This window comes from Galbibacter sp. L-19, assembly GCF_056857615.1.
Genome location: NZ_JBSXNL010000049.1, coordinates 61,850 through 80,177 on the forward strand (window position 1 = coordinate 61,850; position 18,328 = coordinate 80,177).

At 28.8% G+C, this 18,328-nt stretch carries 16 protein-coding genes; 1 reads left to right on the plus strand and 15 read right to left on the minus strand.

Annotation, left to right across the window (positions count from 1 at the left end):
- Positions 1–4: 4 nt before the first annotated feature.
- From AC13CQ_RS08080 to AC13CQ_RS08140, 13 genes are all read right to left on the minus strand, one after another.
- The gene (locus AC13CQ_RS08080) at positions 5–1,120 is read right to left on the minus strand and encodes a polysaccharide biosynthesis C-terminal domain-containing protein (protein ID WP_482882801.1); all 1,116 of its coding nucleotides are present in this window, start codon (positions 1,118–1,120) and stop codon (positions 5–7) included.
- Entirely contained in the window at positions 1,121–2,149 is a 1,029-nt protein-coding gene (locus AC13CQ_RS08085) for a polysaccharide biosynthesis protein (RefSeq protein ID WP_482882802.1), read from the minus strand.
- Positions 2,150–2,268: 119 nt separating this feature from the next.
- Positions 2,269–3,600, minus strand: coding sequence for a lipopolysaccharide biosynthesis protein (locus AC13CQ_RS08090; protein ID WP_482882803.1), 1,332 nt, complete (start codon positions 3,598–3,600; stop codon positions 2,269–2,271).
- A 4-nt stretch (positions 3,601–3,604) separates the two neighbouring features.
- A complete protein-coding gene (locus tag AC13CQ_RS08095; RefSeq protein WP_482882804.1) occupies positions 3,605–4,837 on the minus strand; it encodes an O-antigen ligase family protein in 1,233 nt (410 codons plus the stop codon).
- A gap of 4 nt (positions 4,838–4,841) precedes the next feature.
- A complete protein-coding gene (locus AC13CQ_RS08100; RefSeq protein WP_482882805.1) occupies positions 4,842–5,918 on the minus strand; it encodes a hypothetical protein in 1,077 nt (358 codons plus the stop codon).
- A gap of 1,571 nt (positions 5,919–7,489) precedes the next feature.
- Complete coding sequence (locus tag AC13CQ_RS08105) at positions 7,490–8,014, minus strand: KdsC family phosphatase (RefSeq protein WP_482882806.1); 525 nt, start codon at positions 8,012–8,014, stop codon at positions 7,490–7,492.
- A gap of 8 nt (positions 8,015–8,022) precedes the next feature.
- Positions 8,023–9,060 (minus strand): N-acetylneuraminate synthase family protein, encoded by a 1,038-nt coding sequence (locus AC13CQ_RS08110; protein ID WP_482882807.1) that lies wholly within the window; start codon positions 9,058–9,060, stop codon positions 8,023–8,025.
- On the minus strand, positions 9,057–9,818 hold the full coding sequence (locus AC13CQ_RS08115) for a cytidylyltransferase domain-containing protein (protein WP_482882808.1): 762 nt from the start codon (positions 9,816–9,818) through the stop codon (positions 9,057–9,059). The genes AC13CQ_RS08110 and AC13CQ_RS08115 overlap by 4 nt, the downstream gene beginning before the upstream one ends.
- A gap of 124 nt (positions 9,819–9,942) precedes the next feature.
- Complete coding sequence (rfbD, locus tag AC13CQ_RS08120; protein WP_482882810.1) at positions 9,943–10,794, minus strand: dTDP-4-dehydrorhamnose reductase; 852 nt, start codon at positions 10,792–10,794, stop codon at positions 9,943–9,945.
- Positions 10,795–10,796: 2 nt separating this feature from the next.
- Entirely contained in the window at positions 10,797–11,351 is a 555-nt protein-coding gene (rfbC, locus tag AC13CQ_RS08125; protein ID WP_482882811.1) for a dTDP-4-dehydrorhamnose 3,5-epimerase, read from the minus strand.
- Between the two features lie 304 nt (positions 11,352–11,655).
- Positions 11,656–14,445, minus strand: coding sequence for an alpha/beta hydrolase family protein (locus AC13CQ_RS08130; protein ID WP_482882812.1), 2,790 nt, complete (start codon positions 14,443–14,445; stop codon positions 11,656–11,658).
- Between the two features lie 148 nt (positions 14,446–14,593).
- On the minus strand, positions 14,594–15,397 hold the full coding sequence (locus AC13CQ_RS08135; RefSeq protein ID WP_008612947.1) for a lysophospholipid acyltransferase family protein: 804 nt from the start codon (positions 15,395–15,397) through the stop codon (positions 14,594–14,596).
- A gap of 55 nt (positions 15,398–15,452) precedes the next feature.
- Positions 15,453–16,094: an NUDIX hydrolase gene (locus AC13CQ_RS08140; protein WP_482882813.1), complete on the minus strand. Its 642-nt coding sequence runs from the start codon at positions 16,092–16,094 to the stop codon at positions 15,453–15,455.
- Between AC13CQ_RS08140 and AC13CQ_RS08145 the strand changes: the two genes are divergently transcribed.
- The gene (locus AC13CQ_RS08145; protein WP_337900125.1) at positions 16,095–16,823 is read left to right on the plus strand and encodes a peptidylprolyl isomerase; all 729 of its coding nucleotides are present in this window, start codon (positions 16,095–16,097) and stop codon (positions 16,821–16,823) included. It abuts the gene before it with no gap.
- A 137-nt stretch (positions 16,824–16,960) separates the two neighbouring features.
- On the opposite strand, the gene AC13CQ_RS08150 is transcribed toward AC13CQ_RS08145, so the two are convergent.
- Together AC13CQ_RS08150 and AC13CQ_RS08155 are read right to left on the minus strand one after the other, a co-directional pair.
- Positions 16,961–17,566, minus strand: a complete 606-nt coding sequence (locus AC13CQ_RS08150) for a trimeric intracellular cation channel family protein (RefSeq protein ID WP_482882814.1) — start codon at positions 17,564–17,566, stop codon at positions 16,961–16,963.
- Positions 17,566–18,309, minus strand: a complete 744-nt coding sequence (locus AC13CQ_RS08155; protein ID WP_482882815.1) for an RDD family protein — start codon at positions 18,307–18,309, stop codon at positions 17,566–17,568. The genes AC13CQ_RS08150 and AC13CQ_RS08155 overlap by 1 nt, the downstream gene beginning before the upstream one ends.
- Between the last annotated feature and the right edge of the window lie 19 nt (positions 18,310–18,328).

Below are 18,328 nucleotides of genomic sequence, written 5' to 3' on the forward strand. Positions count from 1 at the left end.
ATTATTAAACGGTTTCGAAATATGTGTCGGAATTATCTGGATTATAAATTTCACTGATCCAAAAATTTGTGTACAACACATCCTCACCTATATTCTTAATATTATGAGTATACCATATAGGCATATCTACATACGATGGTGTATCTCCATCTAAATAAAACTCATATATTTTTTTATCTCCAATCTTTCTAAGTTGGACAAGAGCCTTTCCTTTTATTACTGAAAATCTTTCAATTTTCCTTGTATGAAAATGATTCCCTCTTACCACATTTGATTTTGTGGTTGAAAATGAAACTTGTCCACCACTATGTAATCTAATTATCTCAACAAAGGTTCCACGATCATCTTTATGCTTTTGATATTGTTTTGGAAAAAATGATTCTATATTAATATATGATCTAAAAGTATTAAAAAGATTTATTTCATATATGTCGCTAAAATATGGAATCTCACCTTTCTCAAAATATTTCTCTTTATATGTTTTTAATAAATCAAGTATTTTAGAAACTTTTATTTTATTAGTTTCGGCTATTATACACTCAAAATTTGATTTATTATTATTAACTTCAATTAAAATTTGATCTACTAATTCTGAAATATATATTGTTTTCAACTCTGAATCTTTAATAATTTTAGGCAACTCACCATTAACCAATTGATGACAAAAGGTTGCAATTACAGAATTATAATAAGGAGTACCAAATGGACCAAAAACATTTGGTATTATTAAACCCGAAAATTTACCATTTGAATTATTTGCCCAATTAATAAATAATTCTCTACCATATTTTTTAGATTTTCCGTACAAACTATCATTCTCTTCCTGTACAGAAGATGAAAATATTACATGGGGTATACTATTAGTTACTTTTAAAGCATTAATGATTTTTTTTACTAAATCAGTATTAATTTTAAAAATAACATCTTGATCTTCATGCCTATTTAAAGCAGCTAGGTGTATAATCACATCACACCTTTTAACAAATTTATTTAATAATTCTTCGTTATCAAAAAATTCTCTTTCAAATGGCACTATTTCATATTCTTCTCTTATTGAGATTGTATTTAAAAGATGCTTAGCTATAAATCCGTTATGACCAGTAATCCCTACATTTACCATTTATTTATTTTTTATAAAATTATCCATATCCTCCTTAATCAAAGGTAGTTTTAATAAAAGTTGCTTAACCTGATTAACATTTAGTCTATTGGTATTATGAGAATTGTAATCTTCTATTAATGCAATTTCTTCATCACCTTCTGAAAAATATTGAGCATAATTCAAATCTCTATTATCAGCAGGTATTTGATAAAACCCTGGTAAATCTATAGCTTTCAACATTTCTTCTCTAGTACACAATGTTTCATATAACTTCTCTCCATGACGTGTACCTATTATTTTTATCTCATTACTGGAACCATACATCTCTAAAAGTGCTTTAGCTAAATCCTCAATTGTAGAAGCTGGTGCTTTTTGTACAAATAAATCACCTTGTTTCCCATTATGAAAAGCAAATAAAACTAAATCAACTGCATCCTCAAGAGTCATTAAATAACGTGTCATATTTGGATCTGTAATAGTAATTGATTCTCCTGACTTTATTTGTTCTACAAATAGTGGAATTACCGATCCTCTCGATGCCATAACATTTCCATATCTTGTTAAACATATTGTTGTTTCTGTTTCATTTAAATTTCTAGATGCAGCCACTGCTACTTTTTCCATCAATGCTTTACTCATTCCCATAGCATTAATAGGATAAGCAGCTTTATCCGTACTTAAACAAATTACCTTCGAAACCTTATTTACTATTGCAGCTTTTAATACATTTTCAGTACCTAGAACATTTGTTTTGGTGGCTTCAATAGGAAAAAATTCACATGAAGGAACCTGCTTTAGTGCTGCTGCTTGAAAAACATAATCAACTCCCCGCATAGCCATCTCAATACTATCATAATTGCGGACATCACCAATATAAAACTTTATTTTTGGGTTATTTAATTTTAATCGCATATCATGTTGTTTTTTCTCATCTCTAGAGAAAATTCTAATTTCCTTTATATCGGTATTTAGAAATCTATTTAAAACAGCATTCCCAAAAGAACCTGTGCCACCAGTTATTAAAAGTATTTTGTCTTTAAACATCATTTAACTTTATTTAAATTAAGCTCTATATATTTTTTTCAAATGTACAGATAAATCTAAGTAATTAACAAGGTCCATTTTAAAGTTATTGAATTAATTATAATTATTTTAATATGGATTGTTTAATAATTATATATTATTAAGCTTGATATACTAAATATTAGTAAGAAAGAGACAACAATTATTATCAGTTCTTTTTTAATATTTTTGGAGATTATAGGCTCTATTTTTCTAGCAACATAAATTGAGCTTCCACAATAAAATAAATAAGATATAAATGTTGATAAAGCTGCTCCATATACACCAATATAAATAACCATAAAAATAGTTAACACTACATTTAATATTGATGACATTATAGTCACGTAAGAAATCATTTTTGATTTTTTATGATAAAAGAGAACATTAATATATAAGTAATAGATTCCAAGCAGATACAAACCCATGTACAATGTTAGAATCATCATCCCTATTGAAGAACTTATATTTTTAAAAATCGAAATTATACCTCCCAAATATGGAAGAGATAAAAACATTCCTATTGCCAGTATCATTGTCAAAAAACTATATCCTATAATAACTTTACTTTTTAAAACCCCATCAATCCATTTATCATAATTTCTGATTATAAAATTAGGCATAACTAGACCTAACCCACTATTTAAAACCATAAGAGACATCGCTATTGAATATGCCAAACTGTACTTTCCAAGTTCGATATCGGATAAAAACCATTCAATAATTATCCTATCTGAACCACTTAGCACCCACTGAGAAATACCATGGGGGATTAATAAAATAGAAAATATTAATATCCTATTGAGTCCTATTAATTTTATTAATTTAGTTCTATTAATTATAAAACAACTTATATAGAAAAATAAAAGAAGAATAAAACCTATCTTAAATTGATATTTTATTAATAATATTAGGTTGTGCTCATTCCATAATAATATTGTTGATATCAATAATGACACTAATTTTAATAAACTTACACTAAAATATAATAAATGTTTGTCTTGAGATCTGTAATAACCTAATATACAGAATTGCAAAGCTTCTAACCCTATAAGTAAAAAACTAAAAATTATAATATCCTCACAAAATAGATAGATTACTAAGCCTAATATGACTATAAGCATAATTGTTAGCTTTGAATAACTACAAAAAACTGTAAAACCCTTGTGAGAATTCCCTACTCCTTCCCTCACGATAGCTGAAAAAGCATTTAATGATAATACCGGAGCTCCTAAGGAGATTATTATTTGTATGAGTGCCCAGACCCCATATTCCTCTAGCGTTAATATTTTCCCTAAAAAAGGGAGAGACAACAACATCAAACCTTTATTTATAGCTGTAGAAAAACCATACAAGAGCGTTGATTTGGCAAAATCATTCCTAAATAATGTTAATATTCTTTTATACATTTCTACCATCGTAATAAGTATTGGCACCTATTTAGTTTAGATTCTTATTTTCAAAATAATAACTATCTAATTTATTAGATTGCAACATTATTAATAAAAGAATAAATATCATAAATGGAACTATCCCTCTCTGCCTCTCTAAGGCAGATTCTGTTAAGAAAAAAATAAAAAATTGAAGCATTAACAATGTGTTAAACTGTCTGTTTAAAGGCATTCTAAGTAGAAAGTAGAAAATAGAAATCAATGCTACAAATCCAATAACCCCTGTTGAAAGGAAGGTTTGTAAAAATTGATTATGAGCGTTTAACTTATCGTTGTATGCAGGCTCAATATTTAGCTTTTCATATTCAGACAGAAGTTCATTATTAACAGAACCAAAACCATATCCAATTATAGGTCGCTTTGAGATTAAATTAATTGAAGCTTGATTAATCTCTTTTCTAAGTTCAAAAGAATTATATATATCATATATCCTATTCTTTGTGTTCATAGAAACTAAGCTAGATATAATCAATAAAAATAAAATAACGAAAATAGATACTACAATATTTCTTTGCCTTTTAAAATAAATACAAAAAAATAAAAATGTATTAAGAAAATATGTGATTATGGCAAACTTAGAACCAATAAAAAATAAAGAAAATGATAAAAAAATAAAAGAAGTAAGATAAAAAATATGATCATTATTTCCCACCCTCATATTTATCAATCCATACTTGATAATAACTAATGCTAACAATAAAAGTAATGACAAATATCCTGGATGAAAATCCACCCAATAAGTAAAGTTATAATACTTAAATGGCCACTTTTGAAATCCTACATTTATTAAGCTATGATAAAATGCAATAGCAAAACATAACAGTAATAAAATATTTATAGAAATTAAAAATATTTTAAAAGCACACCTATAATTAACCCTAATTTTATTTCTATTAAATAAAAAGAGAATGGGAAATAATATAAATGAAGTTATTTTTTCTAAATCTTTTATTCCTAACAAAAATTCACTTGACCATAGTAAACTTAGAGTACTATATAAAAAAATAAAAATAAGTATCCCTAAAATAAATTTTGTTTCATTATTAAGTGATAATCTCTTTTGATTTTTTCTTTCAATAGGAATTAAGGTAAATACAATAAATAAAAAAATAAACTTAACCCCTATTCTTTCAGGAAGAAGTATCGATATAAGTAATATTAAAAAATTATTATGGTAAATAATAAAAAAAGAACCTTTAATCTTATTTAAGATAATATTCATAATTTCAACCATTAAAAAATTCAATCCATTTTGAAAAATCTTCAAATTTAAAAAAGACCTTAAATTTACCTGATATTAGAAAATCTGACTGAATATCATCTATATTAACAAAAACAACATTCACTCCTAATTCATTATATTCAACACCTAAGGTTGAAAACCTTGTTATTAATAAATTTATATTTTTAAATTTATTTTGTGATATCACTACTCGCTCATTTGACTTGTACATATTATAATAATTAGGATTCTCATTAGGATGAGGATATATTACTATTGTATAATCCTTACATTTCCTTATTAACTCTTCTATAATAATATTATTATTTTGAGGGTTTATGTCCTGACAAGCAAAGGCAATTGATTTCTTAAGATTGTGATTTATAGCATATTTATCATAATTTAAACTTCTTTCGATTTTAATAAATTTTAAATCTTTAGAATCTTCAACATAAGTCTTAAAATATGGAATTGAAAAATCATACAAATAGAAAATTTCCTCTGTTTTTATTTTATATAATCCATCATATATATTATTAACCCCATGCTGTACAATAGATAGTTTTTTACTTGCATTATTACAAATGAAAGACGATATTATTGTATATCTATCTAGTTGACCTGCAATATACAGCTGCTTTACATCTTTTAATAGATTGTTAAATACCTGAAAGTCTATACTAAATGAAATAGCATATAGCAAGCTATTGAATTTATACCCTTTTCCTTTTTGAAATAATGAATAAGCAAGTTTAATCGATTTAATATAAGAAATCTTCTTATAAAATTTCATTTCTTGGACACCCAAGGATCTATAATTAAACTCTATAAGCTTAAACTCTCTAGGTACATTATGAGATAATGTAGAATGCAATTCCCCCCATGAAAGGTATACTTTTTCATCATCTATTTTCCTTCCCTTCATTATAAAAAAAGACCCAAGTGTCTTAACAGTTACTAAAAGGAAATAATAAATATTTTTTTTAAAATTAATTTTTTTTATATGGAACTTATTTAAAATAACATCTCTGTTATTAAGCTCTTCTATATAAGCGTCTGACACCATTTTACTGTCTATCATTTAGATTACATTGTTGTTTAATATATAATTTCTATAATAAATAATTCCTGCTAGACCCCAATAAAAATATGAAACAGGCCAAAAATACATGAAATTAGTTGTAAGTCCTATTAATAAAAAAGATAATAGCAAAACCAAAAAGCTCAAATTTTTTCTTATTTTATAAATTAAGAAGAAGTTAAACAACAACCATATTAATAAAACTATCATCCCGAAAGAACCTAATATATGTAAATATATATTATCAACATTTTTCCCATTATTAAGCCAAGGAAAAAAAATATTACCATTTAATCTACTAAAAAAATCAAAATAATCCGAAAATCTAATATACAGACTGTCCAGATCAAACTTCCTTGTATTATATGAAGCCTGAATTAAGATTATCTTTCTTATTAAAAATAGAACTCCAAAAAGAATGATTGCACTAACCCATTTATTTTTTAAAATATGATAAATTACCTTATAATTTCTTCTTATAAATAAAAATAAAAAATAGAAAGTATACATAGCATATACTATTAATGCTGTTTTAGAGCCTGAGAATTTTACCATTAAAAAAGACAAAATGAAAATTATGCCTTTATAAAATAACCTCAATTTAAAAAAAATCAAAACCACATATGTCAATATAGATAATACAATACCAAAATTATTAGGATTAATAAAAATAGACACAACCCTATAAGAATTCAACCCTCTATTATACATGTAAAAATGATTCTCTAGGAATAAAATTTCATAAAAACCAAAAATATATGATATTATAATAATTAGTAATGTTATTCTCTTCCAATCTACCTTGAATAAACTTTTAAATGATAGAAAAATAAAAAAAGGTAATGTATAATTAAAAAAAATAACTATATCTGCTATTGAATTAATAATAAAATAGTATAAGAAGAAAGGTATTAATAAAAGAAAATATCCCACTTTTTGTCTTAGGTTTTCTTTAATAGTCAAAAACAGAAAACAGAAAAAAAGAACATATTTTGAATACTTATATAAATTGATTTCATGGACTAACTCAGGGTAAAAAAAATAGTATATCCCATTTGAAAGGAATAAAAAGAATATTGCATTAATAATGTAGGATTTCTTTATTAAAATTCTCATCTAAAATATTAAATTCAAATTGATATAAAACTGCATTTTTTACACTATTATTTCTTTACTTATTTTATAACCAAATACTTAAATAGTCATCTAAAAGTTTAACAACAGTAAAATGAACAACCAATTTTGAGAAGATAACCTATCTCTCTATATTGTATATTCAAATAGAATAGGGCTTTTCGAAGCCCTATTAATTTCATCTAAATAATAAAATATGTACCTTAAATTATACTGGTTTCAGTTTAGTCAAAGAATTTACAAATTAATATATTTTTAAATATCATTAAAACAACACAACTCCCATTCAAGATATTTTTAGTATACATACGGAAAATATTTAAAAGCTTTGTTTTATGAACATTTAACAAAACCCCTGTCTTATATAAAAATTAAACTAATGATTCTTTTATTATAAAATATAACTATTAAACCTGCCAATTGAGATAAAAACTAAACTACTGAATATAATTATTAATAACTTCATTTTCATTTAATAATTTAACTATATCAAAATTATTAATATATAAAATTTTCTCAATAAATTCTCTAAATACACCTTCACCTCCCTTTTTATCAAGAACCCAACTTACTCTATTTTTTATATAATCAGGCGCACTACTAGGACAGGCACTCAACCCTACAAGGTTTAATAAATCATAATCGTTTATATCATCTCCTATAAAGGCTACATCTTTAAATTCAATCCCTAACTTATCAATTAACTCATTAGCTATTTTAACTTTATCTTTTATCCCTAAAAAAGTATACTCTATATTAAGTTTATTAGCTCTTCTCGAAACAATATTATTCGACTCACCAGTAATTATACATGTAGGTATATTTAAGATTTTCAAAAATAGAATTCCCGCACTGTCATATGTATTAAACTTTTTAAATTCATTTTCAAAATTATCATAATACATTCCACCATCTGTCCAAACGCCATCAATATCAGTAATAATTAACTTAGGTAAATTCATAATACTCATCAAGATTCTAAATCATTAGGGTATATTATTTCATCTTGTGGCAGTGCTTTATTCAATTTCATACCTATTATGTTGCCCTTTTGCACCCATTTAAAACCGTCACCAGGACTTAATAAATGAATGTCTTTTTCAGTTATAACATGACCTTTTTCTAAAGGTCTAATTGAAGCAATCGATCTTTCTAGTTTTTCTCTTGCTACTTTAACTGATTCCTCAATATATATCCCTTCCTTTCCAAAAGACTTTTCAAGATTTCTTATATCACGCATCATTCTATATATACCATCAACAGCTAAAGAACCAGCTTGATCCGTTCCTTTCATTAATCTATCCAAAGTAATATGCTTTTCAATGATTTCAGCCCCCATTGCAACAGCAGCTATTGGTGTAGCAATCCCAACAGTATGATCAGAATATCCAATAATATAATCAGAATAATTTTTTTTCAGATAACTTATTGTCTTTAAATTAACATTATCATAACGTGTGGGATATTCAGATACACAATGCAAAATCGAAATATCGGAATGATAATTATTTATAGTTTCTAATGCGTCATCAAGCTCCTTTTCTCCTGCCATCCCTGTAGATAGAATAATAGGAATTTTAGTTTCTGCCATTGCAGCCAACAAAGGTAGATTTGTTAAATCTCTAGAAGCCACCTTTAATCTATCAGGTGTAAATAATTTTAATAAACTCAAACATCCAACAGCACATAATGTTTCCACAAAATCTAACTCTTTAGATTTTGCGTATTTAAATACCTCATAATGCTCTTCATCATTTAGTTCTAAAAAGGCTCTGTGTTCTCCATAAGTCCTTCCAAAAGAATTAGGTGTATCATAAATTTTATTCATCTGTGAAGCTGACAACTCTTGATTCAAATCACGCTTTGTCAATTTCACAGCATCCATCATTTTTAATTCTTTATCAAAAAGATTGTCCTTCACAGGTCTACTAACTGCATCAATTATAAGCTTGGCTATATCTACAGATCCATTATGATTTTGACCAATTTCACCTATTACATACGTCATTTGTTATATTTTTTAATATTATTTTTCATTTTCTGAGATAAGAATTTATTGTTATCAACATAATCAATCATTAATTTTAAATCATAATTATTTTTACTGTAATAACTGTACAATCCTTTTAAATTATTAAAGTCTTCTATATCATCAATAGTGAAACGCAAATCTTCTCTATCAACTAGTAAGTCTGGCATCTTTTCTAAGCACACATCAAACATCTTGATATTTGAGTATATAAAATTTGTAACATGCTCCTGATAATATGCGGAATTAGTTAAACTACGTACCTTTTTTAATGCTTTTAAAGACACCAATTCTGCATATAGTCCTAAATGAGTTTTGATTGCAGGTACACCTTTATTATTAACATAACTTACATAATCTATATTATTATTTTTAAAATTAAAAATATCTATCATTCTTTCTATGCTAGGAATATTTAAAAAAGGATTATCCGAACATATTCTAACAATACTATCAATATGATTCTTAGATGCTGCTCCAATAAATCTATTTAAAACATCATTTTCATCGCCTGCAAAATACTCTACATTGTATCTTTTTGCTAAATCAATAAAAATACTATCTGAATCATTACTACTAGTAGCCAAAACAATTTTATACTTATTCTGAAAGAATAGCAGTTTATCCATTATAATATCTAAAATAGAACTACCATTATAAAATGGTAATAAAACTTTATTTGGCAAACGCGTAGAACCAGTTCTTACTTGAACTATAATACCTACATTATTAGTCATATTAATATTTAAATTAAAAACATTGAGTAAAAAACTAATTACTAAATTTAAATCCCATGTAGTTTTGCACAAAAATACAATAATCGGCTTTATCTCCAAGACTTTTAAGAATTAATACACTAACCTATAGAAGCACACTATACTTTGGCCTCTTTGCTTTGGTTATATATGAGTTATCACAAACAACTTCAACCTCTTCAATTTCATTCTGTTTCACTATTTTTTTTGCAAAATCAAACCAACTCAATATTTCTGTATCACAATAGTGTTTTATTCCATAAAGGGTGTTTTTCCCCTCTACAAGTTCTTTTATAAAATAATGAAGGTTTACGGTATCTGTAGGGCAACCAATTTGGTTATCTACAACACGAATCTCTTGTCCTTCCTTTGCTTTCTCTACTATTGTTTTATAAAAATTATTTCCAAACTCCTTACTATACAACCATGAAGTACGAATAATAAAATACGCTGTCAAGAGCTCTTGAATGTATTGCTCTCCCTTTAACTTTGACTTCCCATATTCATTAATAGGATTTGGTTTGTCGGTTACTGTATATGGTGTACCTTTCTCTCCATCAAAAACATAATCTGTAGAAATATGGATTAGTGTTGTTTGATATTCCTTACATACTACCGCTATTTTTTTAACCCCTTCGGCATTTACCAAAAAAGCTTTTTCTGGCTCCTCTTCTGCTTTTTCTACATTGGTATAAGCTGCACAATTAATACAATAATCTGGTTGGTGTTTTTTAAATACTTCTGCTATTGAAGCCTCATTTGTAATATTTAATTCTTCCGAAGTACAAAAAATAAACACTGCATTTTTGTATTCGTTTTTGTATTTCTGAATAGTAAGTCCTAACTGACCATTAGCTCCAGTTACTAATATAGTTACTTTTTTTTGGCCTTCGATGCTTCGACCTTGCTCAGCACAAGCTTGCTCAGGGTGACATATTTCAGGTTTTAAATCGCTCATCATCAATCAAACTTTAAAATAGCTTCTTTAAAACTAGGCAATTGTCTGTCTTTTTCTGATAAAACAACTTCTGAACCTGGGATTTGCCAATCAATATTAAGGGTTTTGTCATTATAAATAACTCCTCCTTCAGCTTCCTTATTATAAAAATTGTCACATTTATAGAAAAACTCTGCTGTTTCACTTAGCGCTACAAAACCATGTGCAAATCCTCTTGGAATAAATAATTGCTTTTTATTTTCTGCAGAAAGCTCTAACACAACATGCTCCCCAAAAGTAGCTGAATCTTTACGGATGTCTACCGCTACATCGAGCACTTTCCCTTGTAAAACTCGTACTAATTTTGCTTGTGCGTATACACCAACTTGATAATGCAGCGCTCTTACCGCTCCTCTTTTTGATAAAGACTGATTGTCTTGCACAAAGTTAACCTCTTCTCCAATAGCCTCCTTAAACTGATTTTTATTAAAACTCTCGAAAAAGTACCCCCTCTCATCTTGAAAAAGACGAGGTTCTATAATAAAACAACCTTTTAATTTCGTTTCTGTAATCTTCATTTATTTTATTATCGGTTATGCTGTTCTTGTTCCATTTTTAGTTAAACTATTATTAGGCTGAGCGTACTGAAACCTCCTAATCAACTACCTCGAGACAAGCCTACAAGGTATTTAAAAGAAAATAATTCAACTCATTTCGACGCAGAGCCCTTCAAGATACTCAGAACAGGCTCTGGGGAATAAAACCCTCAATGAGGGATTTAAACAAAATACTATTACCTCAACATCCCTTCAATAAGCTGAGGACACTATTTAGAGTTTTAATACTTTTTAGACAGTCACATTTATAGTAGCTCTAACTATATTAATATCCTTTATTATAATCTTTTTCTTTTGCAGGTCTTCCTTTTTCCATCCATGTTGGAGCTGCTTCTCCTTTTAAATAATGATTAAAAAACTGCATCATTCTAGTAGATAAATCTTTTCTATTTCCCCAACTATCTCCTTTTAAGTTATGAGGTTCGTTATTGTAAGAAAGCATCCAAACTGGCTTGTCTAATCTTCGTAACGCAACAAAAAACTCGATTCCTTGATACCACGGTACAGCACCATCATCATCGTTATGCATCATTAAAAGTGGCGTTGTAATATTTGGAGCTTTAAAAAGTGGGGAATTCTCTACGTATAAATCAAATTTATCCCAAAGGGTTCCGCCAATTCTACTTTGGGTATGCTCGTATTGAAACATTCTACTCATACCACTTCCCCAACGAATTCCTCCGTAAGCACTCGTCATATTACTTACTGGCGCACCAGCCATTGCTGCTGCAAATTTATCAGTTTTAGTAATAATATAAGCTGTTTGATAACCTCCCCAGCTTTGCCCTTGCAATGCTAAATTATTGCTATCTATAAAGCTATATTTAGCCTCCATAGCTTCCACTCCACTTACTATACAGTTATAAGCGCTTTCTCCTGGGTGTCCTTCTTTATATATAATGTCTGGAACAAAAACCACATAATCGTTACTTGGGTAAAACACTTTATTAATAGTAGAACGACTAGGAGTTGGACTGTAAAAACGATGGTAGGTATCTGATAATCTTTCATAGAAATAAGACACCAATGGATATTTTTTATTGGGATCTAAATTTTCTGGAACGTACAATAAACCTTGTAATTCTACCCCATCATAATTAGTCCACTTCTCTAAAGTTACTTTTCCCCATTTATAGTTTTCTAACTGTTGTTGTCCGTTTGTTACTTGTACAGGATTTTTAAATGAAAGATCCGTTTTCCATAAATCGGGGTACAATGTATAAGCTTCTTTTGTATAAATTAAAGTTGTAGCATTTTTTGCTTTTAGCGGATATCCAAAACTAAAATTGTCTAAAACAAGAACTTCTGGAGCTTTCTCTTTTTGCAAATTTGTATACGCATATCCAGCTTTTTTATCTGTTTCATTAAATACGGACAAAAGTGCCTTCTTAGTATCTATAAATTCTTCTTCTCTATCCAATTGTAGGTATCTATACTCTGTAGTATTTATCCTTCCGTTTTTTGTTACATTTTTTGGCTTGTCTTTTCCTGAAGGATCAATTTTCCAAATATCATATCGATCATAAATAAACACAGCTTCATCGTCTTCCGACCAACCTGCTACTCCGTATGGTCTTGGATCATTTGGAGAATCGTTTAGCTCATCATAAAAAGCAACTTCAATATTTTTGGTAAGCGCCAAATGCTTCTGAGTAGCAATATCAATAGAATAATATACACTATCTTTTCTGTTGTAATACACAGCATACTTTTGAGAAGGCCCTAACCAAATTCGGTTTTGCGCTTCCAACATTTTAGTTTTGGTTCCTTCTTCTGTATCCACTAAATAAAAATCGTTTAAAAATAAAGCCGACCAAGAAGAGGCTCTTTTGTACTTATCATCGGTACTACCGATAGCATATTTTGGATTTCCATCTTCATAAATTCTTAAATCTGGAACCAAGCTATCTGCTAACTGAACAGCCTTACTTTTCTCAAAATCATATACTGCTAAATACGTTTTTTTCTGGTCTTTTTTTACATTTAACTTCTGCATAGGTTGCAATTCGGTATCTGTCCAAGACCAAACATCCAATCGTTCCCTTTCCGCATTCAAAAGCGTATCTTTTTTATGGATAACCTTTGCTTCGGCAGTTCCAAAATACATTCGCTTGCTGTCGTCAGAAAAATAAATATCTTGATTTTCTGAAGGAAGCCAACCTTTTGGCAATCCTTTTATACTAGCTTCATTAAAAGACTTTACATTATCTTGCTTTCCTACAAACAACTCATAGTTTTTAATATCGGTAGTGTCCTTAGAAAGTAAAAACGCCAAACGAGTTCCTTTTTTATCTAAAACTGTCTGTTTAATTATTCCTTCTGAAGAAAAAATAGTATCTGCTTTTTTAGTCTCACCATCAAAATTTACTAAAGTAGAATGAGTCCCTATTGAATCTTTTTCTTCCTGACTAATTAATAATTTGTTAGCAGATTTTGACCAAGTATACGCTACTACATTTTTTAAAACAATACTGTCTTTTTCTAACGGATTAAAAACTACCAAAATGGTATCATTTTTAGTCTTTTCTTTCTTCTTTATTTTTTTATCAGAATCAAGACTATCGTTTTCTACTGAAAGGGTATCTTTTATTGCCTTGACAATTGTTTTGTATGCTAACCAATTTCCTCCTTCTTCAGGAAGTTTAAAACCGTTATTATTAGCATATTTTATTGTTTTTTGAGATTGCAATAAATACACTCCTAAAGAATCTTTAAGCAGCTTGCTCTTTTTTGTTTTCTCGGTCTCTTCTTTTCGGCGGATATCTATAGGTGCTTTTATTTTAAAAGCAACAAAATTACTATTCCCATTTATAGTGGCATTATAACCTCTCGGAATAGAATCTGTTTTTCCTGTTTTTAGATTTGTAATTACCAGTGTTCCATCTCCCATTCCTGGGTTGTATTCGTACACTAAATAATTTCCATTTTCTGAAATTTCTCTATTATCTATTTGTTTCCAGGTATCAAAATCGGCAATTGTAATTGATTTTTTTTGTGCAGTGAGGGAAACAGTTAATAAGAATACTGATACTAAGGAGAGTAGGTTTTTTATCATGAAACTATTTTTTTTTAAATACTTGAATAGCGCACAAGATACCTAAATTAGGAATAATGGTCAATCGTAAAAAAATAATTCCTAGTAGGTATTTTTATGAAATACTCATTAACATTTTTATCAAATCAACTTATTTGATAATTGGGAATTAATATTCCCATTGCCTTGTTTTATTAAGGTCTTCCATTTCTGCAATAGCTTGTTCTGGAATTACCTTTAAGAAAGAGGGATGCTGCTCAATTGCATATTCAATTTTTTCGACAATCTCATTTATAGATTCATTTTCATAATCTATTTCCAAAGGCTCTTTAATAACCATCGACTGAAGAATTCCTTTTTTCTTAACACGAAGTCCTTTTTTATCAAAAGACCTTCTAAATCCGTCTATAACAACAGGAATTACAATAGGTTTATATTGTTTTATAATATGTGCAGTTCCCTTCCGAATGGGTTTCCAAGGTTTTGTAGTCCCTTGCGGGAAGGTTATTACCCAGCCATCGTCTAAGGCTTTTTTTATATTAGAAATATCACTAAACTTTACCTGTCTGTTTACCTCTTTCCCATCTGCTCTCCAAGTACGTTCAATACTTATAGATCCTGCATAGGCCAATATTTTTGGTAGAAATCCAGATTTCATGGTTTCTTTTGCTGCCACATAATAAATATTCAATTTAGGCTGCCACAAATAAGTAACATCTTTTATAGAATCTCCACGACCGCTCAAGCTTGCATTAAAAACATGAAACATTGCTACAACATCTGCAAAGTATGTTTGATGATTTGAAATAAATAAAACCCCTGTTTCAGGAAGGTTTTTAATAATTTCCGACCCTTCAATTTGCAACTCATTAAACCCACGATAACGACGGTGGGTTAATAAACCTGCAATACGAATAAGCCATTTTTTTAAAAATAATATATGTCCGAAAGGATTTTTCTTAAACAATCCCATTACTAATAGTTATATGCTAGTGTTAACAAAGTTTCAAAAATACAAAATCTTAACCTTAGATTAGCTTTTTAAACATTTCTTTAACCTCATTAAGCATCATTGCAGTAGCGCCCCATACCGTATAATTGTTTAATTTAAAGGCAGGTACGTTTATATTTTTAGCATAAGAAGTGGTTAAATTTTCTTCAAAAAGAGCCTTATCATTCATAAAGTCAGAAAATGAAACTTCAATAATCTCTTCTACCTCATCTTCTTGTAATGTAAATTCTAATTTTTCTGTAGAAATCCCCACAAATGGTTGTACTAAAAAATTACTTGGAGGGATATATATTTCCGACATTTTCTTAACCAACTCTATTTTATTTGGAGACACTCCTACTTCTTCCCAAGTCTCTCTTAATGCAGTTTCTTCTATATTTTTATCTGAAAGCTCTACTTTTCCTCCTGGAAAACCTACTTGATTTGAATGTACGCCATTATAGGTTTTACGAAGAATTAATAAAAGTCTAGTTTTTAACGCATCATCTGGATAAAAAAGACTTACAACTCCTGCTCTTCTCGGGTTTTTATCTTCAATATTTATAGTATCTAATGTCTCCATTCTGGTTAAAGGAGCCATTTTATAATGAGATTCTTGCCCTGGTAGTGGCAGATTTTTTATTTTTGGAACTAAATCGTAAAAATCAGCAAATTTCATATGCAATATTATACAGTTCGAGCATTTACAATAATACTATTATTTATTTTATCTAGTTGTGGAGATTCAGCAAAAAAAACTAAGAGCTCTTCAGCAGAAAAAGTCAAAGATACCACTGTAATAGATTCAGCAAAAATAAAAGAAACGCAACAAAAAAAAGAAGAAGAAAAGCCATTTGTACTGACAGAAGATAATGCTATTCCATTTTTCTTTGAATATCAAAAAGAGCATACAGAACACATAGTTAAAATAAACACTTCTATGGGAAGTTTTGTTGTGGATTTATACAACCAAACGCCCTACCACAGAGCTAATTTTATTTATCTAACCAAGAAAAAATATTTTAATAATACCTATTTCCACCGTGTAGTTAAGAATTTTATTATTCAAGGAGGAAATACAGATATGATGTCTACCGCTAAAAAAAGAGATAGCATTGGGTTTTATTTGCTTCCTCCAGATACTAAAAAGGGACTAAAACACAACCGCGGAGTTATGTCTATGCCTAGTAGTGATGATGTTGCAAACCCACATAAACTAGCATCTCCATTTGAGTTTTTTATAGTTACTGCTAAGAATGGGGCACACCATTTAGATGGTAAATATACTGCTTTCGGAAGGGTAATCTCTGGAATGGATGTTGTAGATAAAATTAATAATGTTCCTGCTGGAAAAGACGAATGGCCTCTAAAAAATGTACTTATTAAATCGGTTGAAATTTTGGAATAAGCTGCCTCGATATAAGCACACAAAGTATTTTAAAAAAAGCATTGTGGTTTTGAGAAAGCCTCGTAGCATTTATACCTCGATACCCGTTCAAGCAAAGTAGGGTAAATAAATCCTTTTGGTATTCAAATAAAATACATTTATTTTTTATAAACGGTAGGCAATTCTAATTTGTATTTAACTGCTAACAAACGCACCACAATTACAACAATAATTGGAATGGCAAAAACAATATTACTTTTAATATCAAAAAGTGTCAATATAAAATAACTTACTCCACCAAGAATACATGCGGTGGCATAGATTTCTTTTCTAAATATAACGGGAATTTCATTACAAAGTATGTCTCTTAATACTCCTCCAAAACATGCACTTATTGTTCCTAAAGCAATGCACATAATTGGATGAAGACCAGCCGCTATACCTTTTTCAACACCTACAACTGTATACAAACCAATTCCAATAGTATCAAATAAAAAAAGAGAAAGATTAAAATATTTTAATTTACTTCTAAAAATTATAGCTAATATAACGGTTCCTATAACTACAAACATATAGGTGGTATTAATTAACCAAGTTACAGGAGAAATTCCTAATAATACATCTCGAATAGTTCCGCCGCCCAGTGCTGTTACAAAACCTATAATAAAAATCCCAAAGGGATCCAGTCGCTTATTCATAGCTACCATAACTCCTGATATTGCAAAAGCAACTGTTCCTAATAAATCTATTAAATAATAAAACATTACATGTGTTGGGTAAAGTAGTTATAATCTTTTAAAACAGTTTTCACAAAGGCATGGGTATTACTGTGAACGGATTGTATGCCTGTTACTTCTTCTATCTTACTTTTTAGCTTTAGCATAGTTTGATGGTCGGATGCCTTTCTAGCTACTTCATAAGTTTCTTTTATAATCCTAGCATCATTATCGGATAACTTAATAACCATTGGATATGTTGGTTTATAGTCTTCTGATAAATTTTCTAAAATAGTATGATTAATAGTTACCTTATTTTTTAAGGTAATTACAGAAGTTCCCGCAGTAATATCTCCCAATCGCTGACTCTTATCACTTACAATTATAGAAATCAATCCTATAATTCCACTCATCATATTAATGTCTATAATTCTAAAAAACCATCGCACTACATAATCTGGAAAAGATGCTTGATATCCATCTATTTTTACCACTTTTATTTTTAAGGCTCTCTTTCCTATAGTTTGACCTTCTAATAACGATTCAAAAAGTAAGGTATAAAATACTACAGGAAGTAAAAATAATAATATAATTGCCATTTGCGACCAATCGTCCATAGTCTGCATTATTTCCCACAACCCTGATAAATGAAAAATAAAATAAGCTATGGTAGAAACATAGGCTATTTTAATAAGAAAGTCTGTTGCATATGCCAGAATTCGTTCTCCCACCGATGCTGCTGTAAACATTATGTTTACATTTTGTGTTGTGTTAATTTGTAACTCTGACATTTTCTTACTTAATTTAAAC